Below are 15,145 nucleotides of genomic sequence, written 5' to 3'. Positions count from 1 at the left end.
ATCTATCGTCCCTGACCAGCTTGTGCCCGATGTGTCGAAGAGGGGGCCAACAGCCTGCCGGCCCCGCACACTCGGGCGTGCGGGGCCGGAACTGATGCTGGGAGTCGATCAGCCGTTGAGCTTGGCGTACTCCTCGGCGTAGACCTGCTTGGCCTTCTCCTTGGCGGAGCTGAAGCTCTTCACGCCGTTCTCCCAGGCAGTCATCGGCTGACGGCCCTGGATGATGTCGGCCTTGAGGTCGGTCAACTGCCGCTCGGCCGCGATGGAGTTGACGTCCTCCTCATTGAAGATGTTCTCGGCCGGGTTGGGCATCTTGTCCACCATGATCTTGCGGGCGAAGTCCAGCGTCATCTGACCGGACTTCTCCGGGCCTTGGAAGACGGACGACCCCTGCATGCCCAGGTAGCTGGTCATCAGCGGCTCCTGCTTGCTCATGTCGGAGTTGGTCTTGATGGCGCCGTCCTCGATGGTGAAGTGGCGACCCTCGATGCCGTACTGGAACCGCGTGTACTCCGCGGTGCCGTACGGGGACGCGAGCGCGTCGGCGACCCGGAGCAGCTCGCGTACCCGATCGGGCGAGTCCTGCTTGGAGATCGCGATCGGCGCGTAGTAGGCACCCGGACCGGTGTGCTTGACCGCCGGCCCACCGCCGTCGAACTTCGGGTTGACCAGGAAGCCGGTGCTGCGGTCGGAACCCTCTTCTGTCAGCGTCACCCGAGTGATCGCACCCTCGTGATAGAAGGTGGTCTGCTCGGCCTTCCACCAGACGTTGTTGTTCTGCGGCTCGATGAAGGAGTTCGGGTGCAGCAGGCCCGCATCCCAGACCTTCTTGACCCACTCCAGCGCCGCGACCATCTCCTCGGACTCGTTGGCGTGGATGAAGCTGCCGTCATCCTCGACGCGCCAGATGTTCGGCGCCCCGAGGCCCTCCAGCACCAGGTTGAGCAGCCACTCGACCGGATCCGACCCCATCGCGAACTTCCCGTCTCCGGTCAGCTCGGTGAAGATGTCGTACAGCTCCTCGTAGTTGGCCGGCTCCACCATCGAATCCAGGCCGATCGCCTCGAGGTTGGCCGCGCTGGTGCGGCAGCAGCGACCGGTCGCCGCGGTACGCGGACGGGGGATGGCGCGCAGAGCGCCGTTGATGACGCCGACGTCCCAGGCATCCGGGCGCATCGCGGCCAGCGCGGGGTACTCCGCGGCGGCGTCGCCGGACAGGTACTCAGTGAGGTCTTCGAACTCGGACTCCAGCAGGTCACCGAACCGGGACACCGGGACGACCTGGACGAAGTCGGGCAGGTCACCGGAGGCGACCCGGGTCTGGAAGACCGCGTCGTAGTCGACGAAGGAACCAAAGGTGATGTCCCACTGTGCGCCGGTTGCCTGCTCGAGGTCATCCCAACGCTGGTTGTTGCCGCGGGCCGCCGGCGGGGCGTTGCCCTGGGTCAGGAAGCTGACGGTCGCGATCTCAGGCAGCGGCAGGATGTCGCGCGAGGGCGGCGGCTCCGGGTAGGTCCAGTACGCCTCGGGCAGGCCCAGCTCGACGTCGGCTTCGACGTCAGGGGTGGTCCCTGCGAGCTTGGCGTAGGTCGGCTTGAGGCTGTCGCGAGACTCCGGCGCATTGGCGTTGCCGCCACCCTCGCCGCCGGTGGCGTTGTCGTCCGTCGAGCAGGCGGTCAGGGCGGCACCGGCCGCAACTGCCGCAGTACCGGCCAGCAGGGACCGTCGGTTGAGGCGCATCTTCGCTCCTTGGTAGAGAAAACCTGCGCTCACGCTAACCGACCTGGGCGCCGCCCGGGCCGCTTCGTAATAAAAGGGTTACTTAGGACGTATCCATCTGTCCGCTATCGGCCAGCAAATTTCATGGTTTGTTACGCAATCGATGTCACGACCCGCACGCCGCGGTCCTTGAGGGTGGTCAGCAGGTCGTCGACGTCAGCGACCCGGAGCAGTCCGCCGACCTCGGGCTGCGCCCCGGCACTGCCCTGCTCGGCGAGCTCCTGGTCCGAGAGCTGCATCGAGGCGGGCAGGTCGGTCACCTCGAGCGTGGTCACCGAGGGTTCCAGCACCGCCGCGAGCAGCGCCGGCACCGCCATCTCGCGCCCGGCGTACAGGTGGACGCCGGCCGGCTGACCGGCGACCTCGGCGTACGCCTGCAGCCCCCGCAGGATGTCGAGGGCCCGCATCGCCGCCAGCGGCCGGCCCAGCAGGACGGCAGCCCGGCGGACGTGCCAGTCCCGCGCCGGATGCCAGGCACTGCGACCCGACCCGCGCACCGCCAACTGCAGCGTCGGCTCAGTGACGGGGTCCTTGCTGAGCCGGTCGACCGCGCGGTGATCGGCGTACACCCGCAGCGGCTGCCCAGTTGCCTCGGCTCGATCGCCCGGATCAGGGAGCGGTCGGCGCAGCGTGGCCTCGACCCGCCAGCCCGGCTCGGGTTCGTGGCTGAAGTCGAGAAACTCCGTGCCGGCCCGCCAGTAGCGCCGCTCGATCCGCACTCCCCCAGCTGGTGGCCGGTCTTCGGCGAAGCCGAAACAGGTGTCCCAGACGCGCTGCGCCACCTCGTCAGGCGTCAGCCCCTCGACCGGTTCGGCGTCGGTCAGCCAGGCCGCGGCGGTCTCATTGGCGGCATGGCGCGGCGGCTGCGCACCACCACCGAACACGCGCAGGTCCTCCTCGGGCAGCCGTACGCCGTCGATGTCGGCGGGCAGTTCCGGTGCCGGAGCGCCGCCGTCGCGGACGTACTGAGTCAGCCAGCCGAAGGCCCGGCGCCGCGACGCGGGGGTGTATTCGTGCTCGGCCTCGAAGCCGAACACCTCCAACGGCCACGGCTCCCGGCTGTGCCCGGCGTGGTGATCGGCGAGCTTGTCCCGCGTCGCGACGACCGCGCCGTAGGCACACCACAGGTCAAACCGCGGCGCCAGAATCAGAGTCGGTCGCGGCGCGACCAGGGAGTACAGAGCAGCGATCGCCTCGCCGCGCGGGTTGACCGGGAAGTAACAGTCACAGTGGGAGTCCAGGGTCCGATGATCAAGGTGGGAGATCTCGCTCACGGTGCCGGTCGAGGTCACCACGGCGGCGATCCGCGGCTCCAGCACCGCCGCCCACCAACTCACGGCGCCGCCACCGCTGTGCCCGGTCACCCCGATCCGGCTGCTGTCGATCCCTTGGGAGACGAGCAGGTCGTACGCCCGCACCGCCACCCACGCCTCGGCAGCGGCCGGTGAGTAGCCTCGGCTCACCCACCAGAACTCGCCGAAGCGGTGCAACCCGTGATGTTTGCCGGGGATCTCGCCGTACTGCAGCGTGTCCACGATCAAGGTCGTGAAGCCGAGCTGGGCCAGCCGCCGCGGATGATCTTGGTAGTGGATCTTCTGGGCCGGGCTGTGGCCGCAGAAGTAGAGCATGCCCGCACCACTGGCGTGGCCGGCCGCCGGGCGGTAGAGGTTGGCGGTGATGACCAGCCCGGGCGAGGCCTCGAACCAGCCGCGCTCCACGACGTGACTGCCCTGATCCACCGCCCCGGTGACATGCCAGGCCGGCGGCAGGTCACGTTCTGGACGTCGTGCCGCCAGGCCCCAGTCCTGCCACACCTGATCCCGGCGCTGTTCCCGCCAGGCTTGCGGCGAGGTACCGGCCGGCGGACCTGGCAGCGCCCCGATGGCACGGTCGTGGCCGAGGGTGCGGAAGTAGTCGTCAACGTCCATGGGTGACTCCTGTGTCTGAAGCGGCGACGCTGGTCACTCTAGACGCATCACGGCGACCCGACTGACCTCCTCAGGACTACGACAGGACACAGAACGGCCCGGTCGGATCACTCCGACCGGGCCAACTGATCACAATCGCGGGCCGCCGGACTCAGCAGCCACCATGATCAGAAGTCTGCGAGAACGGCCGCCAGCCCCTTCTCCTGCAACGCGACCAGCTGCGCCGACACGGCCTCGACGAAGGCGGTCTGCTCGGCCAGCTGCGGACCCAACACGGCGTGGTCCACCAGGGCCGCCTTGGCGAGCTGGTCCACGCCACCCTCGGCGAGCTGCTTGAGCAGATCGCGGGCCGGCTCGTCGGGGACATTGCCCTCGGGCAGGTCGGCGTACACGACCGCCGCGAGCCAGGCTGCGGTCAGCAGCACCAGGGCCTTCGGGGCCGGGTCGCCGTGCTCGGCATGCCAGGCCACCGGGCCCGGGACGCGCTGGGTGAGCTTGGCCGAGCCGTCGGAGCCGACCTGCTGGCAGGTGTGACCCAGCTCCAGGTTGGAGAACCGGACGAACAGCTCCTTGCGGTAGTCGATCGGGTCGAAGCCGTCGGGCAGCGTGATGGTGGGCTGCATCTCCTCGCCGAGCTGCCAGGTCGCCGCCTTGATGGCGTCGTTGACCGCGCCCTCGGCGATGAAGGTGCCGCCGTTGAGCAGGCCGAGGTAGGCCAGCATCGAGTTGGCGGCGTTGAGGAGACGGAGCTTGACCAGCTCGTAGCGGTCCACCTGGTCGGACAGGATCGCGCCGCTGCTGGCCCAGTCGGGGTGCGGGCCGGCGAAGTCGTCCTCGAGCACCCACATGGTGAAGGGCTCGCCCGGCACCGGGATCTGATCCTCGAAGCCGGCCTCGGCGGCCATGTCCCGATGCTTGTCGGTGGTGGCGGGGACGATCCGGTCGACCATGGTGTTCGGGGTCGAGACCGAGGCGTCCAGGTAGGCGGTGAGCTTGTCGCCCTGCTCGGCCGGCAGTAGCGCGGCGAACTGGCGCAGCAGCCGACCCAGACCGGTGCCGTTGTGGCCGACGTTGTCGCAGCTCACCAGGGTGATCGGGTTGCCCGAGTCGGCGCGGTCCAGCAGGCCACCGGCGAGCACGGCCAGCATGGTGGTCGGCACCCGGTCGGCGTCACCGAGACCGGCGGCGTCCTCCCGTACGCCTGCCGCCTCGACGTCGAGGTCGCTGCTGCCCGGCTTGTAGCCGTAGCCCTTCTCGGTGATCGTCAGGGTGACGACGTGGCATTCGGGGTCGGCGATGGCGGCGCGCACCGCGGCGGGCTCATCCTTGGCGACCAGCGCGCGGTCGATCACGGTCATCCGGCGCGGCTCGGCGGCGCCGGGGCCGACCTCGACGATGGTGTAGCTCATATTCTGCGCCTTGAGCGTCTCCACGAGCTGGCGGTTGCTGCGGGCCACGGCGGTGATGCGCCACGGCTGGCCGGCGGCATCGGCGGTGTAGACCGCCTGGTGAGCGCGGTGGAAGTTGCCGAGTCCCAGGTGGACGATGCGCGGCTGTTCAGTCATGCGTGACTCCCTTCGTCTTTCCGCCTCTGCGGACCGAGTGATGCGGCGGCGTCGTGCGGCGTGGCCGTGGGGTCATTCTGCCAGTCGTACGCCGTTCAGCCCACCGGCCACCGGGCGGCGGACCGGGCTGTCACCTGACGACAACCGCGATCAGGCCGCGAGTTGGGCCTCCAGCCAGGTGCGATCCGGCGTCACGCCGGCCGCGGCGAGGGCGAGGCTCACCGCGCCGACCACCGGAGCGCTCACCGCACGCAGGTCCCGGCCCGGCAGCCCGGCCCGTACGCCGCGGGCCAGCGAGGTGTCGTTGGCCAGCAGGCCTCCGGCCAGCACGATCGGACCGCCGGCATCGACCACCGCCAGGGTGGCGAGCAGCCGTTGCGTGGCGGAGTCCACGATCTGCTCGGCGACAGCGTCGGCAGCGTTGAGGACGATGGGGGCGAGCCGGGCCAGGTCCGCGGGCCGGACGGCGGCCACCGCGGCGATGAGTTCCTGTCGCAGGTCCACGGTCGTTGTCGGTTCGACGTCGAGGGCGGCGAGCACCGGCTCGGTGAGGGCAGTGCTGGGCCCGCGGCCGTCCAGCGCGGCGGCGACGGCCCTGACCGCCTGCCAGCCGATCCACAGGCCGGATCCTTCGTCGCCGAGCATCCAGCCCATCCCGTCGCAGCGCGCGGTCATGGCGGTGTCCTGATAGCGGGCGGCCACGGCCCCGGTGCCACTGAGCAGCAGGCTGCCGGTCTCGGCACCACTGAGGAAGGCGATGTCCAGATCGGTGCGCAACTCCAGCTCGGCGCCGAGGTCGCCGCAGGCCTGCTGCATGGCCTCCTCGAGCACGGCCCGGCCCGCTCCCCCGGCACCGCTGGCCCCCAGGCAGACGTGGCTCACCGACGGCGGCTCGCCTTCGGACTGCAGCGCTGCGGCAACCGCGGCCGCCAGCCGTTCTGCGGCCAGGCCCGGCGAGGAGAACGGGTTGGCACCCGGCGTACGCCCGACCCAGACCTGGCGCTGATCATGATCGACCCGGACCGCGGTGATGGAGCTGCCGCCCAAGTCGATGCCGAGCACGGCGTCAGTTCGGTCCTGGCGGGATTGCTCCGATGCACCCGTTCGGCCGGGTCCTTCGGCAGGGGTGGTCGTTGAACTGGTCACCGTCGCATTGTCGCCGACCAGCTTGTCGCCACCCCAGCGGGACGCGGCACGCATCGGGATCGACTCACGCTTCCGCGGCCTCGGCCTGCGAGGCGCGGGCCTCCCGCACGATGAGCGCCCCGACCAGCACGACGATGAACGACACGTAATAGAGCTGAGCGCCGGGGTACAACTCAGCCGGCCGCCCGGTCGCCGTCTCAAACATCAAAACGACCACGCTGGCGCCAAATCCTGCCAAAGAACCAAGAGTCCCCATGCCGCCGCTTCGGCTGCCAAGCACCCGCAGAGCGCCATCTGCCACCAAGAGACAACAGCAGCCGACGACAACAAACCCGAACATCCGTATCCCCCCGACCGGCCGCGTCATGCTCATGTCGTCAAGCGCGTGCTGAATACCGTTGGACACCTCATCCCGGTAGACATCCCACGGCGTAAGCATGCCCACCACGGCCATGACGACACCGACGAGCATCAGAACGGCCCCGGCGCGCAGCCAGACTCGGGCAGGATCGGCCGTGCCTTGGATTGCCCCCGCTCGGCGACTGGCTTGGCCGGCGCCATCGGCAACACGATCATTCATAGGACCTCACCTCGGCATCAGCGACTCGAGCAAGCGGACCTGTCCTCAAACGGCCATGACCTCAGGCGGGAAGGAGTATCAGTCTTGACCGCGACCAACTGAGACCACGATCATCAAGCTGTGATCCGTCGACGTGTCGCCCTCATCCTAGCGTTCTTCACTGTTCCAGTACGAGAACGGCGCGATCTACTGGAGCTTGGCGACCGATGCGCACCCCGTCATGGGGCTGATCAGAACGGCATGGGGGAGAACGGTTGGGAGAACGGACCATTCGGATACCCCACCAGCGGTGAACAGCACCCCGGCGATGGACAACCAGCCAACCACCGGGTCCAGTTCTTCGAACACGGCTTCCTCTACTGGGACGGCTACACCGTCATGGGCGAATGGACCGACCAATTCGGACGCACCGCACACGTGGCCTACACCACCGACTCCCTGACGTCGCCCCGATGACAAGTCGCCTCAGCAAAGCCCGCACCATCGCCACTCGCGCCTCCTACGTCGGGCTGATCTCCTCGCTCGGCTTCAGCATCAGCGGCGTCTTCGGCTGGGGCTACCCCGAACTCAGCTGGTTCTTCACTGCCCACATGATCCTCACCTACACCGCGGCCGCCTTGGCGCTTCTTGCGTTGCCCCGCAGCGGCCTCGCCCTCCTGATCGCAAGCATGGTCCTGCTCTACTCCGCCGGCTGCCTGTTCTATCTGGACAAGGCCAGCACCTCCTGGTGCCACCCGCCGACCATGAATCCGGACCGAGACCGACGCCACCTGACCATCGACTACAGCGCCGGCCTGGTCCACTGCGTCGGAGAGCAGTCCGGCCACCGGGCCGTTTCCTTCGACTACATCCTCAAGCGCGGCATCCCCTGGCCCTGAACCGGCCCTCAGCGCCGGGCTGCGCCACCCGGCGCTACCGTCGATCCTGGAGGGAGAGTCATGGCACACAAGTACGGGCCCAGTCACGAGAGCGTCACCGCCTTCCTCGAGGAGGTACGCGCCACCCCCAAGGCAGCGTGGGGTCCCCTGATGGAGGGCGACACGACCGTTCAGGAGCAGCCCGCCGCCGTCAAGGCCACCGTCGGCGCGATGTCCGCTGCGGTCCGGGCCGCGGTCGACAAGGCGGGCCGCGACGCGTTCGCGTCCGTCGGCCTCACCAACGACGACCTGGACCGGCGCCCCCGCACCCGGGCACGGGAGCGGGTCGCCAGCGCCGCCATCGCTCTCGCGATGGGCGACAAGCTCGCCCCCGAACACCGCGAGGTCCTGTTGCGCGTGTTCGTCGACGCCGGCTTCACGTCGGTGTCGGGGCCCTGAGCGCGACCGCACAACCACAGCAGGCTGTAGTTGTGCAGGTGAAACCGGCCGAATCGCCTGCACGGCTACGCGATGCTGTAGTTGTGCAGGTCGGCCGTACGCCAGGCGGTGCCGGCACCAGACGGGGCGGACCTCGGGCGTACGTTTCCTCAACAAGTTGAGCTTCCGTGCCCCCAACCCGGGATCTGAGGCCCCGTTCCTCAACACGTTGAGGTTTCGCCGCCCCGCTGCGGCATCCGGGTCCTGCGCACCAGACCCACCTGCGAGGATGGGGCAGCATGAGCCCTGACGACACCCTCCGTCTGCGCCCCAGCTACACCGGTGAGTTGGGCGCCGCATGGCAGGGGCGCACCGACCCGGCCACCCTCGCACCCCTGCTGGCCCGCGCGGCCGAGCGGGTCGGCGTACCGACCATCACCGATCGGGACTGGTGGCAGGCCGCCGAGCCGCACCTGGCCGATCACCTCGCCGAGGCCGAACGCGAGTTCGGACAACCCTGGCCCCAGCCTCTGCTGCAGGACTGGCTCCGTTATCACCGCGACGGCGACCGCAGCGTCTACGAGGGCAAGGAGTTTGCGCGGGCCCGCCGGGTGGTACGTGGCATCCTCGCCGCTGCCGTCACCGGCCGCGAGGACTGGATCGACGAGGTCGCCGACGGACTCTGGCTGATCCTCGAGGAGTCCAGCTGGTGCTGGCCCGCGCACGACCGCGCCTTCTCCGACCACGACGAACGTCCGCCGCACCGAGACGACCCCACCCTGGACCTCGGAGCCGGCGAGATGGCGGCGCTGGTGGCGTACGCCGACCGGATCCTCGGCCCCGCCTTCGACGACCGCATCCCGGGTCTGCGCCGCCGCATCCGCGACGAGGTACGCCAGCGGATCATCGAGCCCTATCACGCGACCGACTGGTGGTGGGTCGGCATCGAACGCACCACCAACAACTGGAATCCGTGGATCCTCAGCAACCTGCTCGCCGCCACTACCTTCCTCGAGGACGACGAGGTACGCCGCAGCCACACCGTCGCCCAGGCCATCCAGGACCTTGATCGTTATCTGGCCACGCTGCCCGCCGACGGCGCCATCGACGAGGGCTACAACTACTTCTGGGCCGGCGCCGCGCGCATGTTGGAGGCGCTCGACTGGCTTCGCGCCGCCACCGACGGCGCCCTCGATGCCACCGAACTGACCAAGGTAGGCGCGGTGGTCGGCTATCCCGCCTCGGTGCATCTGCGCGAGGGCTGGTTCTTCGTGGTCGCTGACGGCACCGCCCAAAGTCCCGCGCCGCAGCCCTGGCATCTCACGCACCGCTGGGGGCGCCTGATCGGCGACGACACCAGCGTGGCGCTGGCCGCCGCCTGGCGTGGCCAGGGCGCGATCCCCTCGGTCGGTTTCGGCGCGCTGGGGCGTTTCATGTCCGCCCTCAACGACCCGGACTGGATGGCTGCCAAGCCCGGCGAACCGGCCTACCCGGCGGCCTCGGCGTACGAGTCAGTGCAGGTGAGCCTGGACCGGCAGACCGCCGGCACGTACGAGGGCCTCACCCTCGGCGTCAAGGGCGGCCACAACGGCGAGATGCACAACCATCTCGACGTCGGGCAGGTGATGGTCGCCGTCAGCGGGATCCCGCTGCTGGTCGATCTGGGCGCCCCGACCTACACCCGCAAGACCTTCTCGGCCGACCGCTACGACCTGCTGCCGATGCGCTCGGACTGGCACAACTGTCCCCAGCCCGCCGGCCTGCTGCAGGGCCGCGGCACCGCGTACGCCGCCACCGAGCACTCCCACGACGACGACGGCCAGGTCTCCCGCACCCGGATGCAGTTGGCCGGCGCCTACGACCTCGCCGAGGGTGACAGCTGGATCCGTGAGGTCACCTTCGACCGGACGGCCGCCACCATCGAGGTACGCGACCAGTGGCAGATCCGCACGCCCGGCGACACTTCGGTCGTGTGGGTGGTGGCCGGTGACGTACGCCCGACCGAGACCGGCGCCGACGCCACCGGCGAGCACGGCGCGCTGTCCCTCGAATGGGACCCTGCCCGTGCCACCGGGGTCGAGGTGGAGACCTGGGACCTGGACGAGGACCCGAAGCTCACCGACGTCTGGGACGAAGAGGTGACCCGTCTCCGGGTCAGCCTGCCCGCCTCCGGCGAGCTCGTCACCACCATCCGTCAGGCCTGAGTGGTCACCAGCTGCCCCTGAACGGCGAGAAACGGCGTTTCCCCTCTGCAAATATCGGCGTCGAGTGGCAGCTGGTTACCACAAGCCACTCGGCCGTCACTCCCCTGCGGCCTGCGCGGTGAGCGCGCGCTGCAGTTCGGCGGTCTCCTCCGTCACGATCCGGCGCAGTGCGCCGGGCGCGTCGGGGTGCAGCTCCAGCCACTCCTGGGTGGCACCCACGACGGGATGATCCGCCGGGTCGGTGCCGGGCTCGTGGTCCGGCCGCGGAAACAGCCCCGCGGCGAGCCGCTCGGCGATCTCCATCGGATGGTCGGCCCAGGTCTGCTCCAGGCCCTGGATGTAGTCCACCGCATAGCGCGCCACCAGTCCCGAATGCGCAGGCGCGTTGAAGCCGCCGATCATCGCGTCGACCTCGTCATTGCTGTACGCCCCGGGCTGGTGCACCCGCTGCCAGACGTCGGCCTTCACCTCGGGCGTCGGGCGCGCCGACAGCGCGCCGAGGTGATTGACGCGGTTGTCGAAGGTGTCCTTGCGGGCCAACTCGGCGTCCAGTTGTTCCGGCGTCGCGTCACCGGCGGCGGCCAGCCCACTCCAGTACAGCCAGCGCAGGTCGTCGCCACCCTCGGCCGGGACCTGAGCGACCGCATCAGCCGGCAGTTCGGTCAGCAGCGGCAGCAGGGCCCCGGCCACCCGGTGCCACACCAACCAGCCGTCGCTGCCGGGCTGGGCGCCCGCGATCTGTGCCTGGGCGGCGGCGTACAGACCGTCAGCCACCTCGCTGCGTCGGCCCGCCGGGACGTAGCGGCGTACGGCCGTGCCGGCGTTGCGGGTGATGGTGGTGAGCAGGCTGATGTCGGTCTCGGCCGGGCCGTGCTCGGCCACCGCCTGGACAAACCGGGCAGCGGGCAGCTCGGCTTCGCGGACCGCCGTCCACAGCGAGGACCAGATCACCGCGCGCGCCATCGGGTCGCCCAACCGGCTCAGCTGGGCAAGCACGGTTTCGCGGCCCCGGTCATCGAGCCGGACCAGCGCATAGGTCCAGTCGTCGTCGTTGACCAGCACCAGATCCGGCACCGGCAGGCCTGCCGCCTCGGCGACGGGGTGCCGGCGTACGCCCTCGGTCGGCTCACCGGCGGCCAGCTCGGTCTCGATCAGCTCGGTCCGCACGAGGCCGTCGGCTCCGCTGCGATAGAGCCCGACCTGCAGCCGGTGTGGCCGCCCCACCCAGGCGCCGGTGGTGGGATCGACCGACTGCTGCTCGATCACCAACTCCTCGATCGTGCCCGACCGCTGAGCCGATGCGGCCTCGGTCACCACCGGGGTGAGCACGTCGGGGCCGGCAGTCTCCAACCAGCGGGTCGCCCACTGCGACAGGTCGCGGCCGCTGGCACGGCTCAGCGAGTCGAGCAGGTCGGGCAGCGTCGTCGAGCCGAAGGCGTACCGCTGGAAGTAGTCCCGCGCGCCGGCGAAGAACTCCTCGGTCCCCACGAACCGCACCAGCTGCTTCAGCACCGAGGCTCCCTTGGCGTACGTGATGCCGTCGAAGTTCTGCCGTGCCGCCTCCAGATCGGGGATGTCGGCGACGATCGGGTGGGTGGTCGGCAGGCTGTCCTGGACGTACGCCCACAGCTTGCGGCCGCCGGCGAACGGCACCCAGGCGTCGGTGAAGCGGGTCGCCGCGGCGCTGGCGTGGGTGCCCATGTAGTCGGCGAAGGACTCCTTCAGCCACAGGTCGTCCCACCACTGCGGGGTGACGAGGTCACCGAACCACATGTGCGCCATCTCGTGCAGGATCGTGTTGGCGCGGCCCTGCCGCTGCGCCTGGGTGGCGGGGCTGGAGAAGATGTAGCGCTCGGTGAAGGTGACGCAGCCCGGATTTTCCATGGCGCCGATGTTGTATTCGGGCACGAAGACCTGGTCGTACTTGCCCCAGGGATAGGGGTAGCCGAAGTTGTCGTGGAAGAAGTCCAGCCCGGCGAACGTGATCTCGAAGAGCTCCTCGGGGTCGAGGTGTTCGGCCAGCGACTGGCGACACCACAGGCCAACCTCGATGCTGAGATGGTCGGCCGCCTCGTCCGTCCCAGTGGTCGCCGCACGCTGCCAGGTCCGGTGTACGTGGTGGTAGGGGCCGGCGGCCAGCGCCGTCAGGTACGTCGACAGTTCCGGCGTGGGTCCGAACTCGTGTCGGGTCTCGTCGCCCAGATCGATGGTGGCCTCAGCCGCCTGGTTGGAGGTGACCTGCCACTGGCTCGGCGCGATGACGCTGAGCCGGAACGGCGCCTTGAGGTCGGGCTGTTCGAGGTTGGCGTACATGCGCCGGGCATCGGCCGGCTCGAAGTGGGTGTAGAGGTAGGTCTCACCATCGGTCGGGTCGACGAAGCGGTGCAGGCCCTGACCGGTCCGGCTGTACGCCGCCCGCCCCCGGATCTCGATGACCACCGGGCGGCCGACCGGGATGTCGTGGAGGGTGAGCCGGGCGCCGTCGTAGTGACGTTCATGGAGTTCACCGTCGACGCTCACGCCGGTCAGCCCGCCCCCGTCACCGCCGATGAAGTCGATCTCGACGGTCGGTTCGGAGGTGACAAGCTGCAGCCAGCTGGTGGTCGGAAAATGTGTCTGCGCGGGGTCGGCTGCCTGACTCAGGTCGAGCTCGACGGCGTACTCGTTCAGTTCGACGGCGTCGCTGCGCTGACGTGCCTTTTCACGGGTGACATTGCTCGGATTCACCCCGCCAGCTTGTCACCTCGCCGCGTCGGCGTGGCGCAGGCCCCTCGGTCGGGCCGGGCGCGTCGGGTCAGGCGTGCTGCAGGAAGGCCTGCACGCTGGTGAAGAAGCCCCGGCCGTCGACCGACGGCGACACCAGCGGGTCGACGTTGTGCTCGGGGTGCGGCATCAGGCCGACCACGTTGCCACGTTCGTTGGTGATGCCGGCGATGTCATTGGCCGAACCGTTGGGGTTGTCGAGGTAGCGGAAGACCACCTGCTCCTCCCCCTCCAACCGCGCCAACGTCTCGTCGTCGGCGATGAAGCGGCCCTCACCGTTCTTGAGCACGATGGTGATCTGCTGGCCGTCGGTGAACTGGTTGCTCCACACGGTGTCGCGGGACACCACCTCGAGCCGCTGGTCGCGGCACACGAAGTGCTGCTTCTCATTGCGGATCAGCGCGCCCTCCAGCAGACCCGCCTCGCAGAGCACCTGGAAACCGTTGCAGATCCCCAGCACCGGCAGGCCGCGCTTGGCGCCGCTGATGACCAGATCCATCACCGGGGCAAACCGCGCGATGGCGCCGCAGCGCAGGTAGTCACCGTAGGAGAAACCGCCGGGCAGGATGACCGCATCCACGCCCTGCAGGTCGTCGTGGCCGTGCCACAGCGACACCGGGGTGGCCCCGGACAGGCGTACCGCCCGCTGGGCGTCGACGTCGTCGAGGGTGCCGGGGAAGGTGACGATCCCGATCCTCATGGTCACTTGTCGCTCTCGGCCGACTCGGCCCGCACGACGAAGGATTCGATGACGGTGTTCGCGAGCAACTGCTCGGCTGCGGTCTCGATCTGCTCGAGCCGCTCGGCGGTCACCTCACCCTCGACCTCGATCTCGAACCGCTTGCCCTGGCGTACCGACAGACCTTGGTACCCCAGCCGCTGCAGTGCCTGCGAGATGGCCTTCCCCTGCGGGTCCAGGATCTCCGGCTTCGGCATGACCTCCACGACAACGCGCCCCATGGCAGCGATCCTATCCTGATCGACAGACGGGGCCTCGTCGACGGCTCCGGCGGGCACGAACGGCTCACCGGTCAGGCGTTCGTACGCCTGCAGATAACGTTCCCGGGTCGCAGCGACGACCTCGGCGGGCAGTGCGGGCGGAGCGTCGGTGCCGTGCCGGTCCCAGCCGGACTCGCGGCTGAGCCAGTTGCGCACGTACTGCTTGTCGAAGGATTCCGGGGCGGCGGTGCCGTCCCAGGTCTCGGCGTCCCAGAAGCGCGAGGAGTCCGGGGTGAGCACCTCGTCGGCAAGCACGATGGTGCCGTCGGCGCGCAGCCCGAACTCGACCTTCGTGTCGGCCAGGATGATGCCGCGCTGGCGAGCGATCTCCTCGGCCCGGGCGTACAGCTCCAGGGTCAGGTCACGCAGCTGGGTGGCGAGCTCCTCGCCGACGATCCCGGCGGCGGTGGCGAAGTCGATGTTCTCGTCGTGCTCCCCCATCGGGGCCTTGGTGGCCGGGGTGAAGATCGGCTCGGGCAGCCGGGCGCCGTCGACCAGGCCGGCGGGCAGGTCGATGCCGCACACGGTGCCGTGCTGTTGGTATTCGAGCCAGCCGGAACCAGTGAGATAGCCGCGGGCGACGCACTCGATCGGCACCATGTCGAGCTTCTCGCAGACCAGCGCCCGGCCGGCGACCTGGCTGGGGACCTCGGTGGAGATGACATGGTTGGGGGCCAGGTCGGCCAGTTGCTCGAACCACCACAGCGACATCGCGGTGAGGATCGCGCCCTTGTCGGGGATCGCCGGACTGAGGACATGGTCGAAGGCAGAAATGGCATCGCTGGCGACCATCAGGATGGTGCCGTCGGGGCGGGCGTACAGGCTCCGCACCTTGCCGCGATGCAGGAGGGGCAGGTCGGAAACCTCAGGCTGCTCATTCATCGCT

Annotated in this window: 12 protein-coding genes; 4 read left to right on the top strand and 8 right to left on the bottom strand. The window is 69.4% G+C overall.

Annotated elements, in window-relative coordinates:
* Window positions 1-108 precede the first annotated feature (108 nt).
* The 5 genes from CGZ91_RS13635 to CGZ91_RS13615 form a co-directional block, all read right to left on the bottom strand.
* Window positions 109-1,740, bottom strand: a complete 1,632-nt coding sequence (locus tag CGZ91_RS13635; protein ID WP_094456019.1) for a type 2 periplasmic-binding domain-containing protein — start codon at window positions 1,738-1,740, stop codon at window positions 109-111.
* 131 nt (window positions 1,741-1,871) lie between these two features.
* The gene (locus CGZ91_RS13630; protein ID WP_094456017.1) at window positions 1,872-3,707 is read right to left on the bottom strand and encodes an alpha/beta hydrolase; all 1,836 of its coding nucleotides are present in this window, start codon (window positions 3,705-3,707) and stop codon (window positions 1,872-1,874) included.
* Window positions 3,708-3,874: 167 nt separating this feature from the next.
* The gene (locus tag CGZ91_RS13625; RefSeq protein WP_094456015.1) at window positions 3,875-5,272 is read right to left on the bottom strand and encodes a mannitol dehydrogenase family protein; all 1,398 of its coding nucleotides are present in this window, start codon (window positions 5,270-5,272) and stop codon (window positions 3,875-3,877) included.
* 150 nt (window positions 5,273-5,422) lie between these two features.
* Window positions 5,423-6,472 carry an N-acetylglucosamine kinase gene (locus tag CGZ91_RS13620; protein WP_094456013.1) on the bottom strand — a complete coding sequence of 350 codons (1,050 nt, stop codon included), beginning with the start codon at window positions 6,470-6,472 and terminating at the stop codon, window positions 5,423-5,425.
* Between the two features lie 10 nt (window positions 6,473-6,482).
* Window positions 6,483-6,998: a hypothetical protein gene (locus tag CGZ91_RS13615; protein ID WP_094456011.1), complete on the bottom strand. Its 516-nt coding sequence runs from the start codon at window positions 6,996-6,998 to the stop codon at window positions 6,483-6,485.
* A 240-nt stretch (window positions 6,999-7,238) separates the two neighbouring features.
* Between CGZ91_RS13615 and CGZ91_RS13610 the strand changes: the two genes are divergently transcribed.
* The 4 genes from CGZ91_RS13610 (at window position 7,239) to CGZ91_RS13595 (ending at window position 10,497) form a co-directional block, all read left to right on the top strand.
* Window positions 7,239-7,454, top strand: coding sequence for a hypothetical protein (locus CGZ91_RS13610; RefSeq protein ID WP_229116640.1), 216 nt, complete (start codon window positions 7,239-7,241; stop codon window positions 7,452-7,454).
* A complete protein-coding gene (locus CGZ91_RS13605) occupies window positions 7,451-7,876 on the top strand; it encodes a hypothetical protein (protein WP_094456007.1) in 426 nt (141 codons plus the stop codon). The genes CGZ91_RS13610 and CGZ91_RS13605 overlap by 4 nt, the downstream gene beginning before the upstream one ends.
* 60 nt (window positions 7,877-7,936) lie before the next feature.
* Window positions 7,937-8,314, top strand: coding sequence for a hypothetical protein (locus CGZ91_RS13600; RefSeq protein WP_094456005.1), 378 nt, complete (start codon window positions 7,937-7,939; stop codon window positions 8,312-8,314).
* Window positions 8,315-8,592: 278 nt separating this feature from the next.
* Complete coding sequence (locus CGZ91_RS13595; RefSeq protein ID WP_094456003.1) at window positions 8,593-10,497, top strand: hypothetical protein; 1,905 nt, start codon at window positions 8,593-8,595, stop codon at window positions 10,495-10,497.
* Window positions 10,498-10,593: 96 nt separating this feature from the next.
* Here the strand turns inward: CGZ91_RS13595 and pepN are convergent, their stop codons facing one another.
* The 3 genes from pepN to CGZ91_RS13580 all read right to left on the bottom strand — a co-directional run bounded on the left by pepN (window position 10,594) and on the right by CGZ91_RS13580 (window position 15,141).
* Complete coding sequence (gene pepN / locus CGZ91_RS13590) at window positions 10,594-13,224, bottom strand: aminopeptidase N (protein WP_094456001.1); 2,631 nt, start codon at window positions 13,222-13,224, stop codon at window positions 10,594-10,596.
* A 67-nt stretch (window positions 13,225-13,291) separates the two neighbouring features.
* Window positions 13,292-13,960, bottom strand: coding sequence for a phosphoribosylformylglycinamidine synthase subunit PurQ (purQ, locus tag CGZ91_RS13585; protein ID WP_094455999.1), 669 nt, complete (start codon window positions 13,958-13,960; stop codon window positions 13,292-13,294).
* Between the two features lie 2 nt (window positions 13,961-13,962).
* Window positions 13,963-15,141 carry a phosphoribosylaminoimidazolesuccinocarboxamide synthase gene (locus tag CGZ91_RS13580; protein ID WP_094455997.1) on the bottom strand — a complete coding sequence of 393 codons (1,179 nt, stop codon included), beginning with the start codon at window positions 15,139-15,141 and terminating at the stop codon, window positions 13,963-13,965.
* Window positions 15,142-15,145: the final 4 nt, after the last annotated feature.

This window comes from Parenemella sanctibonifatiensis, from assembly GCF_002250565.1.
In the GTDB taxonomy this organism is placed as follows: domain Bacteria; phylum Actinomycetota; class Actinomycetes; order Propionibacteriales; family Propionibacteriaceae; genus Parenemella; species Parenemella sanctibonifatiensis.
The sequence above is the reverse complement of the archived record's forward strand: the minus strand, read 5'-3'. Positions and strand labels throughout refer to the sequence as shown.

Excerpts from the sequence above, each read along its gene's own strand:
- CGZ91_RS13605 (WP_094456007.1), top strand. The coding sequence starts at position 7,451 with ATGACAAGTCGCCTCAGCAAAGCCCGCACCATCGCCACTCGCGCCTCC.
- CGZ91_RS13600 (WP_094456005.1), top strand. The coding sequence starts at position 7,937 with ATGGCACACAAGTACGGGCCCAGTCACGAGAGCGTCACCGCCTTCCTC.
- CGZ91_RS13615 (WP_094456011.1), bottom strand. The coding sequence starts at position 6,998 with ATGAATGATCGTGTTGCCGATGGCGCCGGCCAAGCCAGTCGCCGAGCG.
- CGZ91_RS13635 (WP_094456019.1), bottom strand. The coding sequence starts at position 1,740 with ATGCGCCTCAACCGACGGTCCCTGCTGGCCGGTACTGCGGCAGTTGCG.
- purQ (WP_094455999.1), bottom strand. The coding sequence starts at position 13,960 with ATGAGGATCGGGATCGTCACCTTCCCCGGCACCCTCGACGACGTCGAC.
- CGZ91_RS13595 (WP_094456003.1), top strand. The coding sequence starts at position 8,593 with ATGAGCCCTGACGACACCCTCCGTCTGCGCCCCAGCTACACCGGTGAG.
- CGZ91_RS13580 (WP_094455997.1), bottom strand. The coding sequence starts at position 15,141 with ATGAATGAGCAGCCTGAGGTTTCCGACCTGCCCCTCCTGCATCGCGGC.
- CGZ91_RS13625 (WP_094456015.1), bottom strand. The coding sequence starts at position 5,272 with ATGACTGAACAGCCGCGCATCGTCCACCTGGGACTCGGCAACTTCCAC.
- CGZ91_RS13610 (WP_229116640.1), top strand. The coding sequence starts at position 7,239 with ATGGGGGAGAACGGTTGGGAGAACGGACCATTCGGATACCCCACCAGC.
- CGZ91_RS13620 (WP_094456013.1), bottom strand. The coding sequence starts at position 6,472 with ATGCGTGCCGCGTCCCGCTGGGGTGGCGACAAGCTGGTCGGCGACAAT.
- CGZ91_RS13630 (WP_094456017.1), bottom strand. The coding sequence starts at position 3,707 with ATGGACGTTGACGACTACTTCCGCACCCTCGGCCACGACCGTGCCATC.